The sequence below is a fragment of the Rhizobium sp. BK512 genome, from assembly GCF_014194915.1.
Taxonomy (GTDB): domain Bacteria; phylum Pseudomonadota; class Alphaproteobacteria; order Rhizobiales; family Rhizobiaceae; genus Rhizobium.
Genome location: NZ_JACIAS010000009.1, coordinates 227396 through 252659 on the forward strand (window position 1 = coordinate 227396; position 25264 = coordinate 252659).

The window sequence follows — 25264 nt, forward strand, 5'->3', positions numbered from 1 at the left end:
AAGCCAGAGGCTTGGTCAGGGAAAGGTCTATTTCTGACGACCAGACAAGACGGCGCTGCAAGCGGGCACCTGAGTAAACGCTGCGCAACCCCTCTGCGTCCCATGAAGCGTTGAGCCATGGCAACGACCCGCCTGCGCCATCCCCCCTCCGCTGGTTATGGCTTGCAGACGGGCCCAACCTGCGACAGGTCCGGTTGAACAGGGCGTGTTTGGTTGCTAGGCTGCCTCAAGCAACGAGCAGCCAAGGGTACCGTCATGCCGACTGGCACAGTAAAGTTTTTCAATGCCGACAAGGGGTTTGGCTTCATTACCCCGGAAACGGGCGGACCGGATATCTTCGTCCATGTGACCGCCTTGCTATCGGGAAACCTCCTCAAGGAAGGCCAGAATGTCTCCTATGAGGTTGGGCAGGATCGCAGGACCGGCAAGTCCAAGGCCGAAAACGTCAGATTGCTGTAAAGCGTCCCTCAAGGACGTTTTCGGAGCGCCCTGTCGTTGGCGCGCTCCGCCCACACAATCGCCGCCAATCGGCCAGCCGCTCAAGAGCGGCTTGTCAATGCTTGGTCGCGCCGGTCGTCGTTCGCGTTGTTTTTTCCGGCGGCTTTGTCATCGTTGCGCTCTGGGCGCCTGCTTTTGACGTTCCCGCCTGTTTGGCCTTGCCGGATACGTTCGGAACCGCTGCCTTCTTCGTCGCTTTCTTCCTGACCGCCTGACCGCTCGTCGCAGCGCCTGCGGCAATTTCCTCAAACGCCTGCAGCCAATGTTTCATGTCCTCCCCGTGCGGCCGACCCTCCTGCTCCCAGATTTCATAGGCCCGTTGTCTGATACGATCTTCATTCGCTGCCATGCGTCTTCTCCTCGGTAAACTCTTTTCGAACGACGTAAATGGCGCGATCAGACATAACGACAACGGTATGGTCGTGTTTTTGGTGATGGCGCGACTTCGAAGCCCAATGCAGCTTCGCAATGGCAGATCCGCCTTTCTCTCTGGCCCGCCGCCAACGGCCTGTTTCCTTCACCTAAGGAGGAGCGCGAACGTCATGTGTTCTTGGGGGAACGCGTCTTCTCGAGAGGAAGGCGCAGCTTGGAACCCGAAGCCCCCGGTCCGCATTATCAGCCAACTTCACGGGGATATTTTATGGATCACGAGACACTTCTGGCAACGACCTTCGCCTTCGCCTCCTTTGCTCTCGTCTGGTGGCAGATCAAATTCTGAAACGACTTTCCCAAGAACCGGCCAAAGCCGGCGCCCGCGCCAACCCAGGCCCTGGCGGGCATGTCGTCTATTGTCCTCGGCCCAGTTGCCGCTTGCCCGCCGTTTGTGCGTAAAAGCGTCGTCCGCCTCGCCTGCGGCTTCATGATCTGCCAGTCATTGAGTTGAAGCGCTGCATCCGGCCTTACGCGGGGCAACAACCGCGCTCATCAGGCGCTGGCGTGAGATGCAAGTGCGTTCATAGAATGCGATTGCCGATCTTATCGCGCAAAAAGCTCGCACGCCTGAAAGGTAGGAGAGCCTGCCTCGGGCCTAACCCGCGTCCCGTTCCTGCCGGTATTGTGCATAGAGGCTCTCCAGTCTCTCCTGCACGAATTCGTCGAAACCGGGCGCCACCTTGTTGTCGAAGACAAAGGTGGCGGTTGTCGGCGTGCGTTTGAACTTCACTGGAAGATCAGCGATCTGTGCGGCCGAACTCGCCTTCAGGGCAGCTTGCTTTGCCGTTGCGAAGGCAAATGCTCGCTGAAACCGGTCATCGCTCGACAATTGGCCAATGTTGTCCGCGGACAACATCTCGATAAGCGCATCGATGTCGACCTTTTCCAGATGCTCACCAAACTGCATCCATCGGCGGCGACCGATCGCCGGCGCAGAGCCGATTGCGGTGATCAGAGCAATCGGGACCTGGCGTGTGACAGCGCGCATTTTGGCCAGCGCCGCCCTGTCTATATTGAGAGCTGCGGTGATCACGGCCCCGCCGAAGCTCTTCTCCTCCAGCCGATGGGCGAAAAGAGCGCGCTCGATATAGGACAGATCGGCGCGCGCATTGTTCTCCTGGCCCTGGCTGACGACGAGCTGCTCGTCGGTCAAGGCGCGCACGACTGCCTTGATCTTGATCTTGAGCGCCTTGGCCGCTGCCAGGCGCCGGTGACCGAAGGCGACCTGATAGCGGCCCTTGGCCTGCGGGTGCGGCCGCACCAGGATCGGAACCTGCTGTCCGTGTTCCCGGATCTGCTCCGTCAGCTGCGCAAGCTCCGCCGCGTCGATATCGAGGCGGTCGGCGACAAAGGAGGCATCAATCAAGGCCGTATCGATTTCGACGATTGTGCGACCCTCGGCGAGCTGGCGCTCCAGATCGTTGGCCCGCTCGACCTTTTCGGTGATGCTGCCAAGCGTCTTGGTAATCCCCCCGACGAGGCCCGCACTCCTTGTCTGCGGGATGAAGCCGGCGATCGGCCGGCTGTCGCGCGCTGGCGACACTGACGGATCGGGCCGGGCTTCGTTCGCGTTCGAGATTTCGATGAGATTTTTGCGCGCCATTGAGCTATCTCCTGCCCCAGGTAGAACGGATATGCGCCTCGACCTCGCCGTTGACGAGGTTCATCGATTCCAGGGCGCGGTCGTAGGTTCCTCGAATAAACTGTGCCCGATCGACCTCATAAAGCGTTTGCTTGGTGACGCCGGCGTCCGAGATTGCGGTGGATTTCAACATCGCGTTCTGCAGCATGCGGTTGCCGAAGATCGCCCGCATGAAACCGGTCATCTGGCTCTGCGGTCCGTCATTGGGTTCAAAGCGGGTCACGAGGTAACGCATCCAGTCATAGCTCGTGCGCCCGCCCGCCCGCTCGACGACCGACATCAGTTCGCTTGTCATCGTCAGGAACTGCGACATCGACATGACGTCAAGCATCTGCGGGTGCACGGTGATCAGCACGGAGGTCGCAGCACAGAGCGCCGACATCGTGAGAAAGCCGAGCTGCGGCGGGCAATCGATGACGACAATATCGTAAAGACTTTCGATATCGGTCAGCGCCTGACCGATCCGGGCAAAGAACAGGGATTCGGCAGTACCACCCGCCATGGCCTTCGGTGTCTCATGTTCGAACTCCATGAGTTCGAGATTGCCGGGAATGATGTGAAGGTTCGGCGTATAGGTCGAGCGCACCACTTCCGAGATCGATACCGGGCTCTCGTAGCGGATGGCGCCGTAAATCGTTTCTCCCTCGCCGACGTCGAGTTCCGGCTGGTGGCCGAAGAGCGCCGATAGCGACGCCTGCGGGTCGAGATCGATGGCAAGCACGCGGTAGCCGCGCAGTGCCAGATATTGGGCGAGATGCGCTGAGGTCGTCGTCTTGCCGGATCCGCCCTTGAAATTCATGACGGAGACGACCTGCAGTTTTTCAGCGCCACGTCGCACCGGTACATATTTCGGCGTACCGTTGCGTTCGTCGAGTGCCTGACGGATGCGGTTCATGTCTTCGGCACCATACTGCCGCCGGCCGTTGGCAAGGGGGTCCGGTCCGTGGCCCTCCTTGGCGATCTGGCGGAGATAACCCTCGCCGATGCCGATGAAGCCGGCGGCTTCCGTGGGGGAAAACAGCCGCATCGTCTTTCGAGACAGCGGCGGGAAAATTTTCGCCTGGTGCTGCTGGAGCTGATAGGCGAGCTCCTGAGCATCCGCTGCCAAAAGCGACGGAAGGTGCTCTTGATCGTCTTTCAGAACTGGATTCGCTAGCATCGTGGTTTCCAATCGAACTGCGCAATTTTCGATAATGAGAGGCCAACTGCGCAGTTATATTATCGCCCGATTCGTTACAGTTTCACAAACCCTTAACCACGCGCCTATCCACAGGGACCTGTGACAGGCACCTTACCTGGCGATTGCCGCTGCATTGCCCCGCAGCTGCAGCGCATAGCGGCGGGCATCTTCCAGCCCATGCCGGATTCGAACAGTGTCGGACGCGTTGTCCGCGCTGGATCGACGGCATGTGGATGCGCATGGGCGATCATCCTCACCAACAAGGGGCGGCGGAAATCTTCGATCAGCGCGGTACAATGTTGTCCGCGGACAACGTTGCGAGCGTCATTTTCCAGCCAGGGTCAGAGCAGCGGAGAGGATCGACTAAGACTTCCGATCCGATCCGGCGGAGGTGAAGCCGGGAAAATGGGTTCCGCAACGGTCGACGCCGTCCGGTTCGTGCATCCTTGCACATCCCATCGCCATCCGCCGGCGCAATGCGTGAAAGGTCAGGCCCGCACCATGCCGCCTGATCAGCGCCTGTCGGTCAAAAGCGCCGTGACGATTGCAGATGAGACAGGCGACAGTGATGGAAGGCTGCCGGACGAGGCGCAGCGTCAGCTCATCGGTGGCATATGTCGATATTTTTTTTCGGTCCATCCATTGTCCGTATTTGGCTGCGTTCGTTGATTTTTTATCCTTCCGGCAATGTGGACAGCGCATCCTGTCGAAATCCCGTTCGAGACCATGCGCGTTGACTCACATTCCAATTAGGAACAAATAAAGAACATATCTGCTTTTCTGCACTCTGCAAACCTTGATGAAGACCGGACATGGCTCGCCCAAATGCAAACCCTGTGATTTCTGAGCTTCGGGCGCGCATTCAGCACCTTGATGGAATGGCTGCCCGTCCCAAGAACGTCCTTCCCTTCGGCGTCTGCGAGATCGACGAAACGCTACCAGGTGGCGGACTTGCCTATGGTGCAATCCATGAATTTGCCGGCGGTGGGGCCGGCGCCGTCAATGGGGCGGCAGCCGCGCTTTTTGCCGCCGGCATCGCTGCCCGCACGCGCGGCAGCGTCGTCTGGTGTCTGGCGCGAGCGGACCTTTTTGCTCCTGCGCTGGCGCAGACCGGTCTGCATCCGGACCGGGTCATCTATGTCGAGGCAATCCGCGAAGACTATGTGCTTGAAGCCTGCGAGGAGGCCCTGCGCTTCGGCGGGCTTGGCGCCGTCGTCGCCGAGACGGCGCGCCTGCCTATGGTCGCGTCGCGGCGCCTTCAACTGGCGGCCGAAGCCTCCGGTGCGCTCGGCCTCATCATCCGGCGCTGGCGCCGTCCGGCCGAGGCCGGCGAGTTCGGGCGCCCGACGGCTGCCGTCTCGCGCTGGCGCATATGCGTCCTGCCGTCGGAGCCGCTTCCGGTTCCCGGCATCGGCAGGACGCGCTGGCATGTCGAGCTGATCCGGATCAAGGCCGGCGAAAGTGCAGAATTCATCCTCGAGGCATGTGATGGTCAGGGTCGTCTCCGTATTTCTTCCGACGCTGCCGACGGATCGCATCAGACGCGCCGATCCGTCCATTCCCGCTGAGGCGCCGCTCGTCGTCGTCGCCCGCAGCGGTTCGAAGCGGTGGCTGTCGGCCGTCGATGCCAACGCCGCAAGGCTCGGCCTGCGAAGCGGCATGCCGGCGGCCAAGGCCCAGGCGCTGGTGCAGGGTCTCGTCATGGTCGATGCCGATCCCTGCGCTGATCAAGCTGCTCTGGAGCGCATCACCTGTTGGGCGCTCTCTCAATATTCGCCAATCGTTGCGGTCGACCCGCCTGACGGCATCGTCATGGATACCGAAGGGGCCGACCACCTGCAGGGCGGGGAAGGGCCGATGCTGTCACGCCTCGTCAACAGCTTCCGCGCCAAGGGCCTGCCCGCGCGCGCCGTCGTTGCCGACAGCTGGGGAGCGGCCCACGCATTGGCGCGCACGATCGCGCAAGAGACACGGGTGGTCGCCAAAGGCAAGACGGCTGACGCCGTCATCGATCTGCCGATCTCATCGCTTCGTCTCGACACGGAGATCATCACCGGCCTGCGCGTCCTTGGGTTTGGCACCGTCGGCGAGCTTGCTGCAACGCCAAGGGCACCGCTGACGCAGCGCTTCGGGCCGGAAATCGTCCGCAGGCTCGACCAGATGTTTGGCCGGTTGGCAGAACCTATCGATCCGCTTCGCGCGCCCGAATGGGTCGAAGTCTCCAGGTCCTTCGCAGAACCGATCGGTGCGCCGGAGACGATCGCCAAATATATCGCCGTTCTGGTGCGCAGGCTCTGTCATGGTCTTCAGGAAAAGGGTCTTGGCGTACGCCGCGCCGATCTCATCGTCCACCGGGTCGACAATAGCGTCCAGGCTTTGCGAGCCGGTACCGCCAAGCCAGTGCGCGACGTTGCCTGGCTGACGAAGCTTCTTCACGACCGGATCGAGCGCATCGAGCCGGGCTTCGGCATCGAAAAGCTCTCGCTTGCCGCGACGCTCGTCGAGCCGCTGGAAGACCGGCAGATCGCCTCCAACCTGATCGATGATGACAAGGTCGACATCGCCGCCTTCGTCGATATTCTCGCCAATCGCGGAAAATTTCGGATCTACCGGGTGGCACCGGTAGCAAGCGATGTTGCCGAACGATCGCTGAAAGCCATCTCGGCGGTCGCAGAAGAGCAGGGGCAGAACTGGCCGCTGATCTGGCCGCGTCCGGTCCGGTTGCTCGATCGCCCGGAAATGATCGAGGTCATGGCCCTCATGCCGGATCATCCTCCCGTCTGGTTTACCTGGCGTGGCAAGCGCTACCGTGTCAAACAGGCCGACGGGCCTGAGCGCATCTTCGGAGAATGGTGGCAGCGATCGTCCGAATGGCTCGCCGTGCGCGACTATTTCACGGTCGCCGACGAAAATGGCGAACGCTACTGGATCTATCGCGCCGGCGACGGTGTCGATCCCGAGACTGGATCGCATCGCTGGTTCCTGCACGGAACCTTCTCATGACCTATTGCGAGCTGCAGGTCACCACGCATTTTTCCTTCCTGCGAGGCGCCTCCTCGCCCGACGAACTGTTTGCGCGGGCCAAGGCGATGGGCATGGCGGCGCTTGGCATAACCGACCGAAATTCGCTGGCAGGGATCGTTCGGGCGCTGGAGGCATCGCGCGCCACAGGACTTCGCCTCGTCGTCGGCTGCCGTCTCGATCTGAGCGAGGGCATGTCGATCCTGGCCTATCCGACAGACCGCGCTGCCTATCAGCGGCTGACGCGATTGCTGACGCTGGGAAAGAGCAGGGGCGGGAAAGCCAAGTGCATCCTGAGCCTCGACGACGTCTCCCTCTACGCAGAAGGGCTGATCGGCATTCTGGTGCCGGATCTTGCCGACGAGACCTGCGCCGTCCGGCTGAGAAAAATGGCCGAGATATTCCAGGACCGGGCCTATGTGTCTCTCAGTCTCCGCCGCCGGCCGAACGACCAGTTGCGCCTGCACGAGATTTCCGCCATGGCGGCCCGCTACAAGGTCCGCACCGTCGTCACCAATGACGTGCTGTTCCATGAACCGTCCCGCCGTCAGCTGCAGGACGTGGTAACCTGCATCCGCAATCGCACGACGATCGACGATGTCGGCTTCGAGCGCGAGCGCCATGCCGACCGGTACCTGAAGCCGCCGGAGGAAATGCAGCGACTATTCGGGCGTTACCCTCACGCACTTGCCCGCACCGCGGAGATCGTCGCGCGCTGCACCTTCTCGATGGAGGAACTGACCTATCAATACCCGCAGGAGGCAATCGTTGCCGGTATGGATGCCCAGCAATCGCTGGAGCATTATGTCCGGCAATATATTCCGACACGCTATCCCGAAGGATTGCCGCAAAAGGTGCTGCGGTCGATCCGCCACGAGCTCGATCTCATCAGGGAGATGCGCTACGCGCCGTATTTCCTGACGGTCTTTTCGATCGTGCGCTACGCCCGCAGCCAGAATATCCTCTGCCAGGGGAGGGGGTCGGCCGCCAACAGCGCCATCTGCTACATCCTCGGCATCACCAGCATCGATCCCGATACAAACGATCTGTTGTTCGAGCGCTTTGTCAGCAAGGAGCGTGACGAGCCGCCCGACATAGACGTCGACTTCGAGCACGAGCGGCGCGAGGAGGTCATCCAGTGGATCTACAAGACCTATGGGCATCACAAGGCGGCACTCTGCGCTACGGTCACGCGCTACCGCACGAAGGGCGCCATCCGCGACGTCGGCAAGGCGCTCGGTCTGCCTGAAGACCTGATCAAGGCGCTGTCGTCGGGCGTCTGGGCCTGGAGCGAGGTGGTCGGCGAAAAGCAGGTCAGGGAGCTCAACCTCAATCCGGAGGATCGCCGCCTTGCCTTGACCCTCCAGCTTGCACAGCAGCTGATGGGCGCGCCACGCCATCTCGGCCAGCATCCCGGTGGCTTCGTGCTCACCCATGACCGGCTCGACGATCTCGTCCCGATCGAACCGGCCTCGATGGTCGACCGGCAGGTAATCGAATGGGACAAGGACGATGTCGAGGCGTTGAAATTCATGAAGGTCGATGTTCTGGCACTCGGCATGCTGACCTGCATGGCCAAGAGCTTCGCCTTCCTGCGCGAGGCAAAGAACATCGACCTTGACCTTGCCGATATCCCTCAGGAAGATCCGGCGACCTATGCCATGATCCAGAAGGCGGACACGCTTGGAACCTTCCAGATCGAGAGCCGGGCGCAGATGTCGATGCTGCCGCGCCTGAAGCCGGAAACCTTCTACGATCTCGTCATCCAGGTGGCGATCGTCCGCCCCGGCCCGATCCAGGGCGACATGGTCCATCCCTATCTGAGACGGCGGGAGGGCAAGGAAAAACCGGACTACCCGACACCGGAACTCGAAACGGTCCTGCGCAAGACGCTTGGCGTGCCGCTCTTCCAGGAAAGCGCCATGAAGGTCGCCATGGTCTGCGCCGGCTTTACCGGCGGTGAGGCCGACCAGCTCAGAAAAAGCATGGCGACCTTCAAGTTCACCGGCGGCGTCAGCCGCTTCAAGGACAAGCTGATATCGGGCATGATCGGCAACGGCTATACGCCCGAATTTGCCGAAAAGACCTTTGGCCAGCTCGAAGGCTTCGGTTCCTATGGCTTTCCGGAAAGCCATGCCGCCAGTTTTGCATTGATCGCATATGCCTCGAACTGGATGAAATGCCATCATCCCGATATTTTCTGCGCCGCACTGCTGAACAGCCAGCCGATGGGCTTTTACGCGCCGGCGCAGATCGTGCGCGATGCGCGCCAGCACGGCGTTAGCGTGATGCCCGTCTGCGTCAACCGCTCGCGATGGGATTGCACGCTGGAACCGATCGATGGGCGAAACGATCGGTTTGCGGTTCGGCTCGGCATGCGCATGGTCCGCGGCCTGGCGACGGCGGATGCGGCCCGGATCGTGGCCGCGCGTGCCGATCAGCCCTTCGAGAGCGTCGACGACATGTGGCGGCGCGCCGGCATCCCGGCTGCCTCGCTGGTCGAGCTCGCCGAGGCGGACGCCTTCGGGCCGTCGCTCGGACTGGAGCGCCGTGACGCGCTCTGGGCGATCAAGGCGCTGAGAGACGAACCGCTGCCGCTGTTTGCCGCTGCAGGAATTCGCGAGACGAGGACCGTTGCCGAGCAACAGGAGCCGGATGTCGAACTGCGGCAGATGACGCAGGGCCATAATGTGGTCCTGGACTACGGGCATACCGGACTGACGCTTCGCGCTCATCCCGTCACATTCCTTCGCCAGGACCTTGCGAAGCGTCGCATCGTCACCTGCGCAGAGGCAATGTCGGCACGGGACGGTCGCTGGCTGATGGCGGCGGGACTGGTGCTGGTGCGCCAGCGGCCCGGATCGGCAAAGGGCGTCATCTTCCTGACGATCGAGGATGAGACGGGCGTTGCCAATGTCGTCATCTGGCCGACGCTCTTCGAGCGGACGCGGCCGATTGCGCTCGGCGCCTCGATGATGGCGATCAACGGACGTATCCAGCGGGAGGGCGACGTCGTCCATCTCGTCGCCCAGCAGCTTTTCGACCTCTCTGCCGGTTTGAACGGCCTTGCCGATCGGGATATCGAATTCCGAGCGGCAACGGGCAGGGGAGACGAATTTGCGCATGGTTCGCCCGGACGACCCGATACGCGCGAACCGCCGGCAACTGCAATCAAGGCACGCGACATCTTCATCCCGGATCTGCATATCGACAGCCTGAAGGTCAAAAGCCGAAACTTCCACTGAGGTCGGAATTTGTCGCCCGGTTGCGCGCAAGGGCAGGAACATGCGCCGGCCCCACGCTATTGACGCCGTCACGATCCGGGACATGTCCACAATCTCGTCCCAACGGAGCTACAACCATGACCGATCCGCATAGCGAACTGATCGACCACCTTCATCTGCGCGTGGCCGACCTTGAGGCCAGTCGTCGTTTCTATCGTGCGGCGCTTGCTGCCCTTGGCCGGACGTTCACCTCGCACAGCGACAGGCATTTTGCCTGCGATCCATTGTGGGTTGACACGGCCGACGGACAGGTCTCCAGGGTCCATTTTGCGTTTCGGGCCGCCGACCAGCAGGAGGTGGACCGGTTTTACGCAGCAGCCCTCGATGCGGGTGGAACAGACCATGGCGCGCCCGGCTATCGCGACTACCATCCCGGCTATTATGCAGCCTTCGTGCTCGACCCGGACGGCAACAATATCGAAGCCGTCTTCCATCGGCGCTAGATCCTTTCCGGCACCGGGCCTCTCGTTCTCTGAAGCCAAATCTCCTCGGCTGCCCTTTGCGGGAACAAAGAGACCGGCTTGATGTTTTCGGGCAAGGAGGTGCACATGCCGAAATTCTTCTTTCAGGTCATCGACCGTACGAGCCCGGAACCGACCGAACTTGCCCATGAGTTTCCAAGCCTCGAAGAAGCCAAGAAGGAGGCACGGCTGGCGCTTGCCGAAATGGCGTGCGAGGGCCTGCCGGAAGCTCCGCTCAACATGATCTCGGTCGAGCTTTTCGACGAAGACAGGGTTCCGATCGCGGAATTCCGGCTGCTGCTCGAGGAAATTCCCAAGATGGCGCAGGCGAGATCGGCTGACGGGGCCTGATCTGGCAGTGACGGTCGGCCGCCATTGTGACGGACAAGCCCGCCCCGCACAGGACCCGTTATCGGACAGGAGTTCCCGTGAATACAGCAAATCTTCAATTGGAAGGCATGGTGATGGCTCTTGCAGCGCTGTGCCAGGCGCTTGCCGAAAAGCAACTGCTCAGCCACGAGGCAATAGACGCGGCCCTGGCGCAGGCAAGAGACGCTGTCGAAGGCGATGACAGTCACCATCTGTCGGAGGCCAACCAGAACGCGATCCTGTTTCCGATCCACCTTCTGCGTCTTGCCAACCAGGCGCACGAACGGGGCGAACGCTTCACTTTTTCCGACTATGCAGCGCAGATCGGCAGGCTGACGTGATGTTTGACGGCTTCGCGCTGGATTTCGTGCAAACGCGATACGGGTCGATCCGCGTCAGGCACGGGGGATCGGGTGATACGGTGCTGTTGCTGCTGCATGGTCATCCGCGCACCCACATGACATGGGGCGGCGTGGCGGACCTGCTTGCTCCCTCCGTCAGGCTCGTCTGCCCGGACCTGCCGGGTTTTGGGCGCTCCTACCTGCCTGCCGATGCACCTGAAAGCCGTTTCTCCTCAAAGAAAGCCAAGGCCGAAGCGCTTGTCGACATGATGAACAGGCTTGGCCACGAACGCTTCGTGGTCGCCGGCCATGACCGCGGCAGCCTGACGGCCTTCCGGATGGCACTCGATCATCAAGACGCCGTCAGCAAGCTCATCATCATCGACGGGCTGCCGGTGCTCGAACATCTGGAGCGTGCCGACTGGTGCTTTGCCAGGGATTGGTATCACTGGTTCTTCTTTGCGCAGCCCGACAAGCCGGAACGCGCCATCAACGCTGATCCACTTGCATGGTACGATCAGGTCGTTCCCGATCGCATGGGACCCGCCGCATACCAAGACCTGGTCGCTGCCCTCTGCGACCCGGCGGTCGTCCATGGCATGATCGAGGATTATCGAGCCGGTCTTCGCATCGACCACGTGCATGAGCGCCAGGACCGCGACAGTAACCGTCTGGTGGAAGCACCGACCCTATGTCTGTGGTCGCTCAGGGACGACCTTGAACAGATCTACGGAAATCCGGTTGCCATCTGGCGCCGTTGGGCACGCCACGTGCATGGGTTTGGAATCGACAGCGGCCATCATGTCGCCGAGGAAAATCCGGCAGCTTTGGCACGCGCGATTGCCGATTTCATCGCCTGAGATCGCCGCGACGCGACCCAGGTCGCTGGTCTCAACCGGATCCCGGCATGACGGATTTGTCGTCATTTTCGGGCAGTGCTCCACTTCCCGGCGTCTTCGCCTCGTCTGTCAGCGCCTTCTTCGCATGCGGCCCGGCAGCGGGCAGCGCGCCTTCAGTTGGCTTGTCGAGCTTGTCGAGGTCCGACCGAGCCTGTTCCACCGCCTCGCGCGCTTGCCTGTCTTGACCCATCGCCTGTCTCCGTTCGCGTCGATCTTTGGACCGGCATAACTTTCCTCCAGCCCGAATGGTTCCGGCAATCGGCACGTCCGGGTGACGGATCGACAGCCGCGCATCAAGGTCAGGGCAGCCATGCAGACAAGCGCCATGGAAAGTCGTGACTTGGGCGCCATGTCCTGTTCAACTGCAGGGAGGCGATATGCACGAGCAACGCGTTGTCGTCCTGATCGTCGATGACGAGATCATGGTACGCATGGCATTGTCGACAGAGCTTCAGGACGCAGGTTTTACAACGATCGAGGCGATGAATGGCGCAGATGCACTCAAGCACCTGAACGAAGACAAAGATATCGATGTCGTGGTCTCCGACATCAGGATGCCGGGAGCGATCGACGGTTTTGCTCTTTCCAGAGCAGTTGTCCGGACGTGGCCAGACAAGAAAGTCGTGCTGATGTCGGGAGACCGCCCCTTACGGCCCGGCGATTTGCCCGGGGCCGTTCGTTACATCGCAAAGCCTTATGAGATCCGCCAGCTTGTCGCTCTGATCCGGACGCTCGTCTATGGCTACTCTGATTGACGAAGGCTCTACGCTCCTCATAGCGAAGAGGAGGGGACCAGGCCGATCGGCCTTGGCTGCTGACCAAGCTCTGGCGCAAAACCCAAAGACGACCCCTGCAGGAGATCCCTGACTTCGTTTTCCTCCCACCCGGCAGAAACGGCGGAGGCGACAAGCGCGGCGTTCTTTTCGGTCTCGCTCGCCCCGCAGGTCTCGTCGAGACGCCGGCGGGCAACATCAAGACATTGCTTCAAGTTTGTTTTGCGCGAAGCTGCGTCGGGCCAAAAGGTCGGCGATGCAACATAGGTCGTGAATGTCATGGTCAATCCTCCTGATCAGTTGATCGATGAACGCGGCTTGGCGCGCACCGTTCCACACATTCTCCTCAAGGCGCCGGCAAAGGGCAGGCATCGCCGTGCCAGTGGCCTTGTCGCCTGTATCCACCAAGCCGCCGGCCGACGAAGGCTGTCCATGACACCCGGAACTTCGACGGATTGCCGGCGTTAAGCGGCCAACAGATGGAGAAAGACATGAGCCAATCCAAATCACCCGCCGTTCAAGCTTATGAACTCGACAAGGCCAACAGGCAGGAGCGGGAAGCCAAGGGCGAGCTCGACCAGGCGCTGGAGGATACGTTTCCAGCCTCCGATCCGGTATCGCACTCAATTACGTCGGTGGCCGGCGCGCCGCAAAAAAGCGACGCTGCCGAGCGCGAAACCTTTGTCGAGGGCGCGCGCGGCTTCATCAAGAAGAACCCAATCGCAGCTGTCGCCATGACTGCCGTGGTGGCATGGATCCTCGGCGCCACGCGGTGAAGACCAAGCGCTGCCTCCGGCTGTTAACCCTCTCTTCACCATAAAAGGAGACGAACAGCGGGCGGCTGTATCGATTTGGGACAACAGGCGTTCCCTTCCTGACTGAACAGAAAGGTGCGGGAATGGCAAAGGTCCTGATCGTCGAAGATGAAACACTGATCCGTTTTTCACTTGCCGACGCGTTGATCGACGCGGGTCACGTGGTGGTCGACTGTGGGAATGTGCTCGAGGCCGTGGCAGCACTCGCCAGGCATGACGATATTGCCGCGGTCGTGACCGATGTCGACATGCCGGGTGGCCTGAGCGGCCTCGATCTTGCCGCCCTCGTCAGAAAGACCAGGCCTTCTGTCCCGCTCATCGTGACCTCTGGACGCGTGATCGACGTCTCCGCCCTCGAAGGCGCCGCCTTTCTTGCAAAGCCTTATGATTTTGCAGCGCTTGCTCGAAGGCTAAGCGAACGTCTTGAACAAGGCGGGCAAAAGACAGGCTTGCGGCCTGCTCTTTCGTCGGCGCGCTGCCGCACCCTTTGACGCGCCGGCGCGTGGCGCCGCCTTTCATTCCGGCCCCGGTGCTTGGCCCACGCGCATCATCTGAGGCGGCGCCAGGGAACAAGTAAAGCGCTTGAAGGTTCATCTCCGCAACCTTCAAACATCGTTCATGGACCGGACGCGCGGAGACAGACCGAGTGATGACGACAGCATCCCCTTCGACCGCTTCCCTTCACGTTTCGCGGATCTACTATGTCAACCCGCTTTTATTGTCTGGCCGGGATCGCTGGCTGGAGGTCTTCGATCACGCGGCCTTCCTCGGCTTCGACACCGTCCTGACGGCCCCTCCTTTTCGAAGGATGGCAGAGAGCCTGTTCTCAACCGTTGATTATGACGCTCTCGACCCGGCGCTCGGCCTTGAGGGGGGAGCTGAAGAGGCGCTTGCCGGGTTGGCCACAGAGGCTGAAAGCCGTGGGATCAGCTTCATGCTCGACCTTGCGATCGGCGCAGGCGTCGCAAACGACGATGCCCGCCTGCTATCTCTTGATCCGAGACGGTCGCCTCTTATGCCGCTCGTTGGGTCGCCCCCATCCGGCGATGTCGAGGCATCGCAGGCGCGGCTTTTACGTCTGGCTGCTGCTGGAATCAGCGGCTACCGGGTTATCGGCCTCGACAGGCTCGCGGCCGGTCAATGGCAGCAGCTGATCGCAGGAGCAAGGGCCGCAAATGCGGCAACGCGTTTTCTTGCCTATACGCCCGGGACCGACTTTGGGCTGCGAAATGGCTTGCGGGAGTGCGGGTTCGACGCCACCTTCACCTCGCTTGCCTGGTGGGACTTGCGCGAAAGCTGGTTTATCGAGGAGTACCGGCTGCAGCATGGGCTCGCACCGCAGATCGCCTTTCCCGAGGCCCCCTTTGCCAGACGGCTTGCGCATGGCACCGAGAGCAGGGAGATCCGCGAGCGTCGCTCGCGCCGGGCGCTGCGACTGGCGGCGGAAATCGGCGATGGTCTCCTCGTGCCGATGGGATTCGAATTCGGTGCCGGGCTGCCGCTCGATCCAACGCATGGGCACGGCGAGGGGCTGCGCAGGCTAAGAGCCGAAGGCGCCTTCGACCTGACGAGCGCACTGCGTGAACTGATGGCGGTCCGTAGCAGCCAGGCGATGCAGCTCGTCAATTGCGATACCACGAGCCAGGTGAGCATCCTGTCGCAGGCCGATGCGGCTGATCTTCGCACCGCCGCCACGGTGAGACTGATCGCCGTCAACAGGGACCTTCGTCGATCGGCATTGCTTCCCGAAACGATCCTCAATCGCGCCGTTTCTCCATTCGTGCCGGTTGACCCTGGCGCCTCCGGCCAGCGCCTGGAGCCGGGCGAGGTACGCCTGATACCAACGCGGGCGCGCGCCTCCGTCACGGCAGAGCAGGGAGATCTGCCGCTTGCGGAGGCGACGAGGTCAGCGCGCATCGCCATCGAAAAGATTGCCCCGCAGGTCGACGAGGGTCGCTTCCCTGTCAAGCGCATCGTCGGCGATACGATGGTCGTCGAAGCCGACATCTTTGCCGATGGGCATGACCTTCTGGCGGCAGCCCTTCTCCACCGTCCGCGTGGCGAGGTCGAATGGCGCCAGGAACGCATGACGCTTGCCGAAAACGATCGATGGCAGGCAAGCTTCGTGCTCGATCGGGTCGGCCGCTTCGAGTTCTGCGTCGAGGCGTGGAAAAATCCTTTCGCGATATTTCGCTACGAACTGGTCAAGAAACATGAAGCCAGGCTCGACCTGCGTCTGGAATTGATCGAAGGCGAGGCACTGATCCGCGCTGGCGCAGCCGATCCGGCCGCCGCGATGATTGCTGAGGAGCGGGCGGAGCTCGACGCGCTTGTTGCCGAACTGGAGCGCCGGGAAGGCATGTCCAAGCTCGACATCCTGCTGGCGCCGCGCACCGCCGAACTCATGGCCCGCGCCGACCGGCGCCCGTTTGCCACGCGCAGCGGCACCTATGGCGTCGAATCGGAGCGGCGCGAGGCAGGATTTGCGAGCTGGTACCAGATCTTCCCGCGTTCACAGAGCGGAGACCCCAATCGTCACGGCACGTTCGAGGATGTGATCGCACGTCTGCCGGCCATTCGCGACATGGGGTTCGACGTCCTCTATTTCCCGCCCATCCATCCGATCGGCCGCACCAACCGCAAGGGCCGCAACAATTCGCTGAGCGCGGCACCGGGCGATCCGGGCAGTCCCTACGCCATCGGTTCGGAAGCCGGCGGCCATGACGCCATTCATCCCGAGCTCGGTGAGTTCGACGATTTCGAGCATCTGGTCGAGGAGGCGCGAAAGGCAGGTCTGGAGATCGCGCTCGATCTGGCAATCCAGGCCTCTCCCGATCATCCCTGGTTGAAAGAACATCCCGGCTGGTTCGACTGGCGGCCGGACGGCACCATCCGCTATGCCGAAAACCCGCCGAAGAAATACGAAGACATCGTCAATGTCGACTTCTACGCCAAGGATGCGATACCGGACCTATGGGTCGAACTGCGCGATATCGTCGAGATGTGGGTCGAAGAGGGCGTGCGGCTGTTTCGTGTCGACAATCCTCACACCAAACCTTTTCCATTCTGGGAGTGGCTGATCGGCGACATTCGCGCGCGCCGTCCCGACGTCGTTTTCCTGTCGGAGGCCTTCACGCGGCCCAAGGTCATGTACCGACTTGCCAAGATCGGCTTTTCGCAATCCTACACGTATTTTACCTGGCGCAACGAGCGCTGGGAGCTCGAACAGTATATGAGCGAACTCACCACGAGCGAGGCGCGCGAATTCTTCCGGCCGCATTTCTTCGTCAACACCCATGACATAAACCCGGATTTCCTGCAGAACGCGCCGCGCCCGGCCTATCTCATCCGCGCCGCGCTCGCAGCCACCCTGTCGGGCCTCTGGGGCGTCTATAACGGTTTCGAGCTTTGCGAGGGACGGCCTGACGCCAAGCGCAAGGAATATGCCGACAGCGAAAAATACGAGATCCGCGCCTGGGACTACGATCGCCCGGGCAATATCAAGGCGGAAATCGCCATGCTCAACCGCATCCGCAGGGACAACGCCGCCTTGCATTCGCATCTCGGGCTGACGCTTCTGCCCTCGTCGAACAGGAACGTCATGTTCTTCGAAAAAGCCGACAGCGGGCGTCATAACGTCTTGCTGATCGCCGTCAATCTCAATCCGCACGGGATCGAGGAAAGCAACGTCGAGTTTCCGCTCTGGCGGTTCGGCCTCGGCGACGGCGCGACGCTCGCCTTCGAAGACCTCGTCAGCGGCCAGAATTTCAAGCGCAGCGGAAAGTGGCAGACGATCAGGCTGGACCCGGCCTCTTTGCCATTCGCCATATGGCGGGTCAGGGCAGGAGAGACCTGAAATGGACATAGCCTTCATCGAAGACAAGAAGACGATCGCCGAGGACCTGCTCTGGTACAAGGACGCGATCATCTATCAACTGCACATCAAGTCCTTCTATGACGCCAATGGCGACGGCATCGGCGATTTCGAAGGCCTCTACCAGAAGCTCGACCATATTGCCGCGCTCGGCGTCACCGCAATCTGGCTTCTGCCCTTCTTTCCATCGCCGCGCCGCGACGACGGCTACGACATTGCCGACTATCGCAGCGTCAGCCCGGATTACGGCACCATCGAGGATTTCCGCAGGTTCGTCGCAGCCGCCCACGAGCGCAATATCAAGGTGATCATCGAGCTCGTCATCAACCACACGTCCGACCAGCATCCCTGGTTCCAGCGCGCCCGCCAGGCCCCTGCCGGTAGCCCCGAGCGCGATTTCTACGTCTGGTCCGACAATGACCAGAAGTTCCCGGAGACCCGTATCATCTTCCTCGACACCGAAAAGTCGAACTGGACCTTCGATGCCGTCGCCGGCGCCTATTACTGGCACCGCTTCTATTCCCACCAGCCCGATCTCAACTTCGACAATCCGAAGGTGATGGAGGAGCTCATCGACATCATGCGCTTCTGGCTGGAAACCGGCATTGACGGCTTCAGGCTCGATGCGATTCCCTATCTCGTCGAACGTGAGGGCACCAACAACGAGAACCTGCCGGAGACCCACGCGATCCTCAAGCAGATCCGTGCTGCCCTCGATGCCACCCATCCGGGCGTCATGCTGCTTGCCGAGGCCAATCAATGGCCGGAGGATACGCGCGAATATTTCGGTGACGGCGACGAATGCCACATGGCCTTCCACTTCCCGCTGATGCCGCGCATGTACATGGCCATCGCCAAGGAGGACCGTTTCCCGATCACCGACATCATGCGTCAGACGCCAGACATTCCCGACACCTGCCAATGGGCGATCTTCCTGAGAAACCATGACGAGCTGACGCTCGAAATGGTGACTGACGCCGAGCGCGACTATCTCTGGGAAACCTACGCCTCCGACAAGCGGGCGCGGATCAATCTCGGCATCCGCCGGCGCCTGGCGCCACTGATGGAGCGCGACCGGCGGCGCATCGAACTGATGAACGGCCTGCTCCTGTCGATGCCCGGCACGCCTGTCGTCTATTACGGCGACGAGATCGGCATGGGCGACAACATCTATCTTGGCGACCGGGACGGGGTGCGCACGCCCATGCAATGGTCGCCCGACCGCAATGGCGGCTTTTCGCGGGCAGACCCGGCCCGCCTCGTCCTGCCGCCGGTCGCCGATCCGCTCTACGGTTTCGAAGCGCTCAACGTCGAGGCCCAGGTCGCCGATGCCCATTCGCTGTTGAACTGGACACGGCGCATGCTGGCGCTTCGCGGCCGGCACAGCGCCTTCGGGCGCGGTTCGCTGCGCTTTCTGGCGCCAAGCAACCGCCGCATCCTTGCTTACCTGCGCGAGCACGGCGACGAGGTCCTATTGTGCGTTGCCAACCTGTCGCGCCTTCCCCAGGCCGTCGAACTCGATCTGTCGGCCTTCGAAGGCCGCATTCCGATCGAACTCACCGGCATGTCGCCCTTTCCGCCGATCGGCCAGCTCACTTATCTCCTGACCCTGCCGCCCTATGGCTTCTTCTGGTTCCAGCTCAACAAGGAAGCCGACGGTCCGGCGTGGCGCACGGCGCCGCCCGAGCAGCTGGCCGACTTCGTGACGGTCGTCGTGCGGCGCAGCCTGAGCGAACTCGTCGAACAGCCCCAGCATGCTTCCATGCTCAGCCGCGACATCCTGCCGGCCTACCTGTCGAAGCGGCGCTGGTTCGGCGCCAAGGATCAGCCGCTTCAGGAAGCCCGCCTGATATCTGCGACACCCATACCCTTTGCCGAAGGGGTCGTTCTTGGCGAGCTCGAGGCGGTCCTTCCCGACCATGTCGAAAGCTACCAGCTGCCGCTTGCCGCCGAATGGGACGACACGCCGCCGAACGTGCTCGGCCAGCAGCTGTCGCTTGCGCGCATCAGGCAGGGGCGCCGCGTCGGCTTCCTCACCGATGGTTTTGCCGTCGAGACAATGGCGCGCGGCATCCTGCGCGGCCTGCGCGACCGCTCGGTCGTCAGCGGCCGCACGGGCCAGATCGAGTTCATCGGCACCGACCAGCTCGACGGCCTGGCTCTATCCGACGACATGCCGATCCACTGGCTCTCGGCAGAGCAATCCAACAGCTCGCTGATCGTCGGCGACGCGGCGATGATCAAGCTTATCCGGCACATATTCATCGGCATTCATCCCGAAGTCGAAATGACCCGCTATCTGACGCAGCACGGCTATCAGCATACCGCGCCATTGCTGGGCGAGGTGGTACGCACCGATGGCGAGGGCCGGCGTTCGACCCTGATCATCGTCCAGGGCGCCATCCGCAACCAGGGGGACGCCTGGAACTGGATGCTTTCCAATCTCAGGCGTGTCGCCGATGAGATCGTCATGACGGAAGCCCCCGTCGAGGCCGCTGACGAGGAGCTGCAACCGCTGCTCAATTTCGTTTCCATGGTCGGGGAGCGTCTGGGCGAACTCCATGTCCTGCTTGCCCAGCCATCAGAAGACGAGGCCTTTTCACCGCGCCGGGCAGGTGCGGCAGATGTCGAAACCATTCGCAAATCCGTTACCGGCGAAATCGCCTATGCCTTCTCCAAGCTTGCCGATCTTGGCGCGGAGGTGGACGAGGGCATGGCGGCAAGGGTCGCATCGCTTCTTGAACAACAGGAGGCAATCGTCGCGCAGGCAGGCACGCTTGCCGAGGGAGCGAGGGGAACCTTGCTCACCCGCGCGCACGGCGATTTCCATCTCGGCCAGATCCTGGTGACGGAAGGCGACGCCGTCATCATCGATTTCGAAGGAGAACCTGCCCGCAATCTTGCCGAACGGCGGGCCAAGACCAGTCCGCTGCGCGATGCGGCCGGGCTCTTGCGTTCGCTCGATTACCTGACGGCGACCGCCATGCTCGAAAATGACGCGATCTCCGATCATCACGACACCCGCCGGCGCGAAGTCATCACCCGCTTCGGCGCGACAGCCGAAGAGGTCTTTCTCAAGGCCTATAGCGAGGCACTGTCGCTGTCTGCGGACCTGCCCAGCTCGGCCGGCGACATCAGGAAGGTCCTCGACATTTTCCTGCTTGAGAAGGCTGCCTACGAGATCGCCTACGAAGCGCGCAATCGTCCCAAATGGCTGCCGATCCCGCTGAACGGTTTTGCCAATATCCTGACCCGCCTCTCGGAGAGCCGCTCATGACGACAGACTTCGCCGACATCTTCTTCGGTGTGGAGCCGGATGCGGTCCAGGCCCTCATCGAGGGACGCCATGGCGATCCGTTTTCAATCCTTGGCCCGCATCGGTGCGCGGACGGCCGCTATAGTGTCCGGCTGTTCCTGCCCGGCGCGTCCTCCGTCGAGCTCGTTGCGCGCGAGACCGGTCTGCATCTGGCGTCTGCCGAGCTCGTCCATCCGGCCGGCCTGTTTGGCGCAATCGTCCCGGAGCCTTCTTCCTACGGTCTGCGGGTGCGCTGGCCCGACGCGGTCCAGCTGACCGACGACCCCTACAGGTTCGGCCCCTTGCTCGGCGACCTCGATCTCCACCTCGTCGGCGAAGGCACGCATTACAACCTGACACGCGCGCTCGGCGCCAATCCGATGACGATCGACGATATTGCAGGCGTGCGTTTTGCCGTATGGGCGCCGAATGCCAAGCGCGTCTCCGTGGTCGGCGACTTCAACAGCTGGGATGGTCGGCGCAATCCGATGCGATTGCGGCCCCAGGCCGGGGTCTGGGAAATCTTCATCCCGCATTTGACCGTCGGCGAGCGCTACAAGTTCGAAATCCTCGATCAGCACGGCAATCTTCTGCCTCAGAAGGCCGATCCGGTGGCAAGGGCGGCCGAGCCGGCACCATCGACGGCCTCCGTGGTCGCCTCCACCGATCCCTTCGACTGGTCCGACGCGGCCTGGATGGAGGGACGGCGCGCCGTCGACAAACAAGCCGAGGCGATCAGCGTCTACGAGGTGCATGCCGGCTCTTGGCTGCGTGACATGGGCGATGGCGCGCGCATGCTGAACTGGGTCGAGCTGTCGCAGCGGCTCGTTCCCTATGTGCGCGACATGGGCTTCACCCATATTGAGCTCCTGCCGATCATGGAGCACCCCTTCGGCGGGTCCTGGGGCTATCAACCACTTGGCCTGTTTGCGCCGACCGGCCGCCACGGCACCCCGGAAGATTTTGCCTATTTTGTCGACCGCTGCCATGGCGCCGGGATCGGCGTCATTCTCGACTGGGTCCCGGCGCATTTTCCGACCGACGCTTGGGGACTGGCACGGTTCGACGGAACCGCCCTTTACGAGCATGAAGATCCGCGCGAAGGTTTCCACCAGGACTGGAACACGCTGATCTACAATCTCGGCCGCAACGAGGTCAAAGGCTTCCTGATCGCGAGCGCCCTGGAGTGGCTCGAGCACTATCACATCGACGGACTGCGCGTGGATGCGGTCGCCTCCATGCTCTACCGCGACTATAGCCGGGCCGAGGGTCAATGGATTCCCAATCGTTACGGCGGGCGCGAAAACCTCGAGGCGATCGAGTTCTTCAAGCATCTCAACAGCATCGTGCACGAACGATTTCCGCATGCGCTGATGATAGCGGAGGAATCGACGGCCTTTCCAAACATTACCCGCTCGCCGGAGGAAGGCGGGCTCGGCTTCGACATGAAATGGAACATGGGCTGGATGCATGACACGCTTCATTACATGTCTGACGATCCCGTCTATCGCCAATATCACCATGGCTCGATGACATTCGGGATGATCTATGCCTATAGCGAGCATTTCATCCTTCCATTTTCCCACGACGAGGTCGTTCACGGCAAAGGATCGCTGCTCGCCAAGATGCCGGGCGACGCCTGGCAGAAAATGGCCAATCTGCGCGCGCTCTTCGGTTTCATGTGGGGCCATCCCGGCAAGAAGCTCATCTTCATGGGATGTGAGCTCGGCCAGATATCGGAATGGAGCCACGACGCGTCGGTAGAATGGGATCTGATCGATGACCCGATCCATGCCGGCCTGCAACGGCTGGTGCGCGACCTCAACCGCATCTACGGCCATTTCGCCTGCCTGCACTATGGCGACAGCGAGCCCTCCGGTTTCGAATGGGCCGTCGCCGACGACGCCCATAATTCGGTTCTTGCCATGCTGCGCTATGACCGCGAGCGCCGCCAGACAGCCCTCGTCGTGTCGAACTTCACGCCGGTTGCCCGCATGGATTACCGGCTCGGCGTCCCCTTTGCCGGCCATTGGCGAAAGATCCTCGATACGGATGCATCGATCTATGCGGGCACCGGCACGGACAGCGGCGACCGCCACAGCGAAGAGATCGGCGCACACGGGCGCAACCAGTCGGTCCGCCTTGATCTACCGGGACTGTCGACGATGATCTTTCTGCATGAGGAGACCCCCGGGGGCCAGGCGCCTGGTTGAACAGGCCCGGGAACACCGTCGTTGCGGCTGCGGGCCGCCTGAGGCATCGGGTTTTCCAGCGTTGACGCTTCAGCCTTGATGGGAAAGCCGATGCTGGATCTCTTCGGCATGCGGAACCAGAAGCTGCAACGATAGTTCAATGGGTACAATTGCCGAAGCTCGTCAGGCAGTGTGGGAGAGGCATATGGCGCCAAGTCAGACACAGATTTCGAACCGCATGTTGACCGCGCTCGAGCCGCAGGACTTCGCGCTCCTGGCCCCGCACCTGGAGCGGGTCGATCTGCCGGCGCAATTCTGCATCGCCGAGCCGCGCAAGAAGCTCGATCACGTCTATTTTCTCGAAACGGGTATCGGTGCGGTGATGACGGTCTCCGCCAACGGCCAGACCGCCGAAGCAGGAATGTTCGGCTGGGAGGGCTTCGTACCGACGGCCACCATCGTCGGTGACGACGAAGTTCCCTACAGGGTCGAGATCAACGTCGCCGGCTCCGGGTACCGGGTGCCGATCGAGGCGATGCGTCAGGCGACCATGCAGAGTACCTCTTTCCAGGTGCCGCTCATCAAATACATGCATGTCTTTGCCACGCAGGTTGCCTATACCGCACTCGCCAATATCCGCTATCTGCTCGATCAGCGCCTCGCGCGCTGGATCCTGATGTGTCACGATCGCCTTCGCAGCGACGAGATGGCGATCACCCATGACTATATTGCCTTGATGCTCGGAGCCCGCAGACCCGGCGTCACCACCTCGCTTCACGTCCTGGAAGGACATCGTCTGATCCGTTCGGTGCGCGGATCGATCGTCGTCCTCAACCGCGCCGGCCTCGAAAAATTCGCAGCCGGCTCCTACGGGGTTCCGGAGGAGGAATTCGAACGGCTCATCGGAGGCCGCTGAAGCAAGCAGACGACGGCATGAGCGCGCAGGAAGCAACAGACAGTATTTGATGGTGACGCATGCGATATTATTTCAACATTCGTGACGGCAAGGACCTGATCCTGGATCCCGACGGGAGTGATTGCGCCAGTCTGGCGATCGCCATCGAGGAGGCCAAGGCCCATGCGCGAGAACTCATGGCGGAACGCCTGAGGTCCGGCCAGGAGCTCGACGGGCAGGCTTTCGAGATCGTCGATGTCGCCGGCGCGCTGGCTGCCGTCGTTCGTTTCAAGGATGCCCTGCCGTCATGAGCTGCTATGCTGCCGCACCCGCAGCCGGCCCGAGCCAAATTGGATCATCCTGGCCTGGTTGCAATCCTTCGCGCACTGGCAAAGCAACAGCGACCTCCTAATTTCAGGCCGATGATGGACCAGCGCGCGCAGCAGACCAGGAATTTTGACTTCGACGGTTGGCGATTTGCCGCCGGCCTTGGCCGCGGCTTTGCCGGGGCATTGATCTTTGCCTTGCCGATGTTCATGACGATGGAAATGTGGGAGCTTGGCTTTTCCATGGATCGAGGCCGGCTGCTGCTCTTGCTGATCGTCAACATCCCGCTTCTGGTCCTCCTGTCGAACGAGGTAGGCTTCGAAGCCACCTACACATGGGGCGACGCTTTGCGCGATGCGGCAATCGCCTACGCGATCGGCATTGTCTCTTCTGCAACTATCCTTGCTGCAGTCGGCGTCCTGCAATTTGATCAACCCTTCATCGAGATCGTCGGAAAGATCGCCGTGCAGGCCGTCCCGGCCAGCATCGGCGCGCTGCTTGCCCGCAGCCAGCTGAACGGCGACAGCGACGAAGATGACGAGGACGACGAGGATCCGGTGCAAAATGGTCCGCGCGACTACGCGCGCGAGATGTTCCTGATGGCGATCGGGGCGCTGTTTCTCGGGCTGAATGTCGCCCCGACAGAGGAGATGATCCTGCTCTCCTACAAGATGACGCCATCGCATGTCCTTGCAGTCCTGGTCATGTCTCTGATCGTGATGCATGGCTTCGTCTATGCCGTCTCGTTCAAGGGCGGGCACGAGATCGGCGAGGATGTCGCCGCCTGGCATATGGTCATCCGTTTCACGTTGCCCGGATATGTCATCGCCCTTCTCGTCAGCGCCTACGCGCTGTGGACCTTCGAGCAGTTCGGCGATTCTTCCCCCTGGCCGGTGCTTGCGACCGTCATCGTCCTCGGCCTGCCCTGTTCCATTGGCGCGGCTGCCGCGCGGCTGATATTGTGAG

The 25264-nt window shown here is 61.8% G+C and carries 22 protein-coding genes; 17 read left to right on the forward strand and 5 right to left on the reverse strand.

Features of this window, described 5'->3' with window-relative positions; translation table 11 throughout:
• Positions 1-255 precede the first annotated feature (255 nt).
• Positions 256-459 carry a cold-shock protein gene (locus tag FHX06_RS28600; protein WP_112543710.1) on the forward strand — a complete coding sequence of 68 codons (204 nt, stop codon included), beginning with the start codon at positions 256-258 and terminating at the stop codon, positions 457-459.
• Positions 460-553: 94 nt separating this feature from the next.
• Here the strand turns inward: FHX06_RS28600 and FHX06_RS28605 are convergent, their stop codons facing one another.
• The 3 genes from FHX06_RS28605 to repA all read right to left on the reverse strand — a co-directional run bounded on the left by FHX06_RS28605 (position 554) and on the right by repA (position 3731).
• Positions 554-847 (reverse strand): DUF2934 domain-containing protein, encoded by a 294-nt coding sequence (locus tag FHX06_RS28605; RefSeq protein WP_113207836.1) that lies wholly within the window; start codon positions 845-847, stop codon positions 554-556.
• A 678-nt stretch (positions 848-1525) separates the two neighbouring features.
• The gene (gene repB, locus FHX06_RS28610) at positions 1526-2533 is read right to left on the reverse strand and encodes a plasmid partitioning protein RepB (protein ID WP_113207838.1); all 1008 of its coding nucleotides are present in this window, start codon (positions 2531-2533) and stop codon (positions 1526-1528) included.
• Positions 2534-2537: 4 nt separating this feature from the next.
• Positions 2538-3731, reverse strand: coding sequence for a plasmid partitioning protein RepA (gene repA / locus FHX06_RS28615; RefSeq protein WP_112543714.1), 1194 nt, complete (start codon positions 3729-3731; stop codon positions 2538-2540).
• Positions 3732-4564: 833 nt separating this feature from the next.
• Between repA and FHX06_RS28620 the strand changes: the two genes are divergently transcribed.
• The 7 genes from FHX06_RS28620 (at position 4565) to FHX06_RS28650 (ending at position 12088) form a co-directional block, all read left to right on the forward strand.
• Positions 4565-5320 carry an ImuA family protein gene (locus tag FHX06_RS28620; RefSeq protein WP_183881690.1) on the forward strand — a complete coding sequence of 252 codons (756 nt, stop codon included), beginning with the start codon at positions 4565-4567 and terminating at the stop codon, positions 5318-5320.
• Entirely contained in the window at positions 5241-6755 is a 1515-nt protein-coding gene (locus FHX06_RS28625) for a DUF6504 family protein (RefSeq protein WP_183881692.1), read from the forward strand. The genes FHX06_RS28620 and FHX06_RS28625 overlap by 80 nt, the downstream gene beginning before the upstream one ends.
• Positions 6752-10018 (forward strand): error-prone DNA polymerase, encoded by a 3267-nt coding sequence (locus FHX06_RS28630; protein ID WP_183881693.1) that lies wholly within the window; start codon positions 6752-6754, stop codon positions 10016-10018. The genes FHX06_RS28625 and FHX06_RS28630 overlap by 4 nt, the downstream gene beginning before the upstream one ends.
• Positions 10019-10134: 116 nt before the next feature.
• Positions 10135-10500 (forward strand): VOC family protein, encoded by a 366-nt coding sequence (locus tag FHX06_RS28635; RefSeq protein ID WP_112543719.1) that lies wholly within the window; start codon positions 10135-10137, stop codon positions 10498-10500.
• 105 nt (positions 10501-10605) lie between these two features.
• A complete protein-coding gene (locus FHX06_RS28640) occupies positions 10606-10869 on the forward strand; it encodes a DUF6894 family protein (protein WP_183849156.1) in 264 nt (87 codons plus the stop codon).
• Between the two features lie 77 nt (positions 10870-10946).
• On the forward strand, positions 10947-11228 hold the full coding sequence (locus FHX06_RS28645) for a hypothetical protein (protein ID WP_183849154.1): 282 nt from the start codon (positions 10947-10949) through the stop codon (positions 11226-11228).
• The gene (locus FHX06_RS28650) at positions 11228-12088 is read left to right on the forward strand and encodes an alpha/beta fold hydrolase (RefSeq protein WP_183849152.1); all 861 of its coding nucleotides are present in this window, start codon (positions 11228-11230) and stop codon (positions 12086-12088) included. Before FHX06_RS28645 ends, FHX06_RS28650 begins: the two co-directional genes overlap by 1 nt.
• 31 nt (positions 12089-12119) lie before the next feature.
• On the opposite strand, the gene FHX06_RS28655 is transcribed toward FHX06_RS28650, so the two are convergent.
• The gene (locus tag FHX06_RS28655; RefSeq protein WP_183849149.1) at positions 12120-12317 is read right to left on the reverse strand and encodes a hypothetical protein; all 198 of its coding nucleotides are present in this window, start codon (positions 12315-12317) and stop codon (positions 12120-12122) included.
• A gap of 187 nt (positions 12318-12504) precedes the next feature.
• On the opposite strand from FHX06_RS28655, the gene FHX06_RS28660 reads away from it, so the two are divergent.
• Positions 12505-12882 carry a response regulator gene (locus FHX06_RS28660; RefSeq protein ID WP_112543722.1) on the forward strand — a complete coding sequence of 126 codons (378 nt, stop codon included), beginning with the start codon at positions 12505-12507 and terminating at the stop codon, positions 12880-12882.
• 17 nt (positions 12883-12899) lie between these two features.
• Here the strand turns inward: FHX06_RS28660 and FHX06_RS28665 are convergent, their stop codons facing one another.
• Positions 12900-13181, reverse strand: a complete 282-nt coding sequence (locus FHX06_RS28665) for a hypothetical protein (protein WP_183849147.1) — start codon at positions 13179-13181, stop codon at positions 12900-12902.
• A gap of 210 nt (positions 13182-13391) precedes the next feature.
• Between FHX06_RS28665 and FHX06_RS28670 the strand changes: the two genes are divergently transcribed.
• The 8 genes from FHX06_RS28670 (at position 13392) to FHX06_RS28705 (ending at position 25263) form a co-directional block, all read left to right on the forward strand.
• Complete coding sequence (locus tag FHX06_RS28670) at positions 13392-13676, forward strand: hypothetical protein (protein WP_183849145.1); 285 nt, start codon at positions 13392-13394, stop codon at positions 13674-13676.
• 122 nt (positions 13677-13798) lie between these two features.
• A complete protein-coding gene (locus FHX06_RS28675) occupies positions 13799-14206 on the forward strand; it encodes a response regulator (RefSeq protein ID WP_183881695.1) in 408 nt (135 codons plus the stop codon).
• A gap of 158 nt (positions 14207-14364) precedes the next feature.
• A complete protein-coding gene (locus tag FHX06_RS28680) occupies positions 14365-17571 on the forward strand; it encodes a maltotransferase domain-containing protein (RefSeq protein ID WP_183881697.1) in 3207 nt (1068 codons plus the stop codon).
• 1 nt (position 17572) lies between these two features.
• Positions 17573-20866 carry a maltose alpha-D-glucosyltransferase gene (treS, locus tag FHX06_RS28685; protein ID WP_112543727.1) on the forward strand — a complete coding sequence of 1098 codons (3294 nt, stop codon included), beginning with the start codon at positions 17573-17575 and terminating at the stop codon, positions 20864-20866.
• Complete coding sequence (glgB, locus tag FHX06_RS28690; protein WP_183881699.1) at positions 20863-23097, forward strand: 1,4-alpha-glucan branching protein GlgB; 2235 nt, start codon at positions 20863-20865, stop codon at positions 23095-23097. Before treS ends, glgB begins: the two co-directional genes overlap by 4 nt.
• Before the next feature lie 184 nt (positions 23098-23281).
• Entirely contained in the window at positions 23282-23992 is a 711-nt protein-coding gene (locus FHX06_RS28695; protein ID WP_112543729.1) for a Crp/Fnr family transcriptional regulator, read from the forward strand.
• Positions 23993-24051: 59 nt separating this feature from the next.
• Positions 24052-24282 (forward strand): DUF6894 family protein, encoded by a 231-nt coding sequence (locus FHX06_RS28700; protein WP_112543730.1) that lies wholly within the window; start codon positions 24052-24054, stop codon positions 24280-24282.
• Between the two features lie 111 nt (positions 24283-24393).
• Positions 24394-25263 carry a TIGR02587 family membrane protein gene (locus FHX06_RS28705; protein WP_113207927.1) on the forward strand — a complete coding sequence of 290 codons (870 nt, stop codon included), beginning with the start codon at positions 24394-24396 and terminating at the stop codon, positions 25261-25263.
• Position 25264 lies beyond the last annotated feature (1 nt).

Coding starts and splice junctions, on each gene's coding strand:
- FHX06_RS28640 (WP_183849156.1), top strand. CDS start 10,606: ATGCCGAAATTCTTCTTTCAGGTCATCGACCGTACGAGCCCGGAACCG.
- FHX06_RS28680 (WP_183881697.1), top strand. CDS start 14,365: ATGACGACAGCATCCCCTTCGACCGCTTCCCTTCACGTTTCGCGGATC.
- FHX06_RS28670 (WP_183849145.1), top strand. CDS start 13,392: ATGAGCCAATCCAAATCACCCGCCGTTCAAGCTTATGAACTCGACAAG.
- FHX06_RS28620 (WP_183881690.1), top strand. CDS start 4,565: ATGGCTCGCCCAAATGCAAACCCTGTGATTTCTGAGCTTCGGGCGCGC.
- FHX06_RS28650 (WP_183849152.1), top strand. CDS start 11,228: ATGTTTGACGGCTTCGCGCTGGATTTCGTGCAAACGCGATACGGGTCG.
- treS (WP_112543727.1), top strand. CDS start 17,573: ATGGACATAGCCTTCATCGAAGACAAGAAGACGATCGCCGAGGACCTG.
- glgB (WP_183881699.1), top strand. CDS start 20,863: ATGACGACAGACTTCGCCGACATCTTCTTCGGTGTGGAGCCGGATGCG.
- repA (WP_112543714.1), bottom strand. CDS start 3,731: ATGCTAGCGAATCCAGTTCTGAAAGACGATCAAGAGCACCTTCCGTCG.
- FHX06_RS28660 (WP_112543722.1), top strand. CDS start 12,505: ATGCACGAGCAACGCGTTGTCGTCCTGATCGTCGATGACGAGATCATG.
- FHX06_RS28600 (WP_112543710.1), top strand. CDS start 256: ATGCCGACTGGCACAGTAAAGTTTTTCAATGCCGACAAGGGGTTTGGC.
- FHX06_RS28700 (WP_112543730.1), top strand. CDS start 24,052: ATGCGATATTATTTCAACATTCGTGACGGCAAGGACCTGATCCTGGAT.
- FHX06_RS28695 (WP_112543729.1), top strand. CDS start 23,282: ATGGCGCCAAGTCAGACACAGATTTCGAACCGCATGTTGACCGCGCTC.
- FHX06_RS28605 (WP_113207836.1), bottom strand. CDS start 847: ATGGCAGCGAATGAAGATCGTATCAGACAACGGGCCTATGAAATCTGG.
- repB (WP_113207838.1), bottom strand. CDS start 2,533: ATGGCGCGCAAAAATCTCATCGAAATCTCGAACGCGAACGAAGCCCGG.
- FHX06_RS28665 (WP_183849147.1), bottom strand. CDS start 13,181: ATGACATTCACGACCTATGTTGCATCGCCGACCTTTTGGCCCGACGCA.
- FHX06_RS28655 (WP_183849149.1), bottom strand. CDS start 12,317: ATGGGTCAAGACAGGCAAGCGCGCGAGGCGGTGGAACAGGCTCGGTCG.
- FHX06_RS28625 (WP_183881692.1), top strand. CDS start 5,241: ATGGTCAGGGTCGTCTCCGTATTTCTTCCGACGCTGCCGACGGATCGC.
- FHX06_RS28635 (WP_112543719.1), top strand. CDS start 10,135: ATGACCGATCCGCATAGCGAACTGATCGACCACCTTCATCTGCGCGTG.
- FHX06_RS28705 (WP_113207927.1), top strand. CDS start 24,394: ATGATGGACCAGCGCGCGCAGCAGACCAGGAATTTTGACTTCGACGGT.
- FHX06_RS28675 (WP_183881695.1), top strand. CDS start 13,799: ATGGCAAAGGTCCTGATCGTCGAAGATGAAACACTGATCCGTTTTTCA.
- FHX06_RS28630 (WP_183881693.1), top strand. CDS start 6,752: ATGACCTATTGCGAGCTGCAGGTCACCACGCATTTTTCCTTCCTGCGA.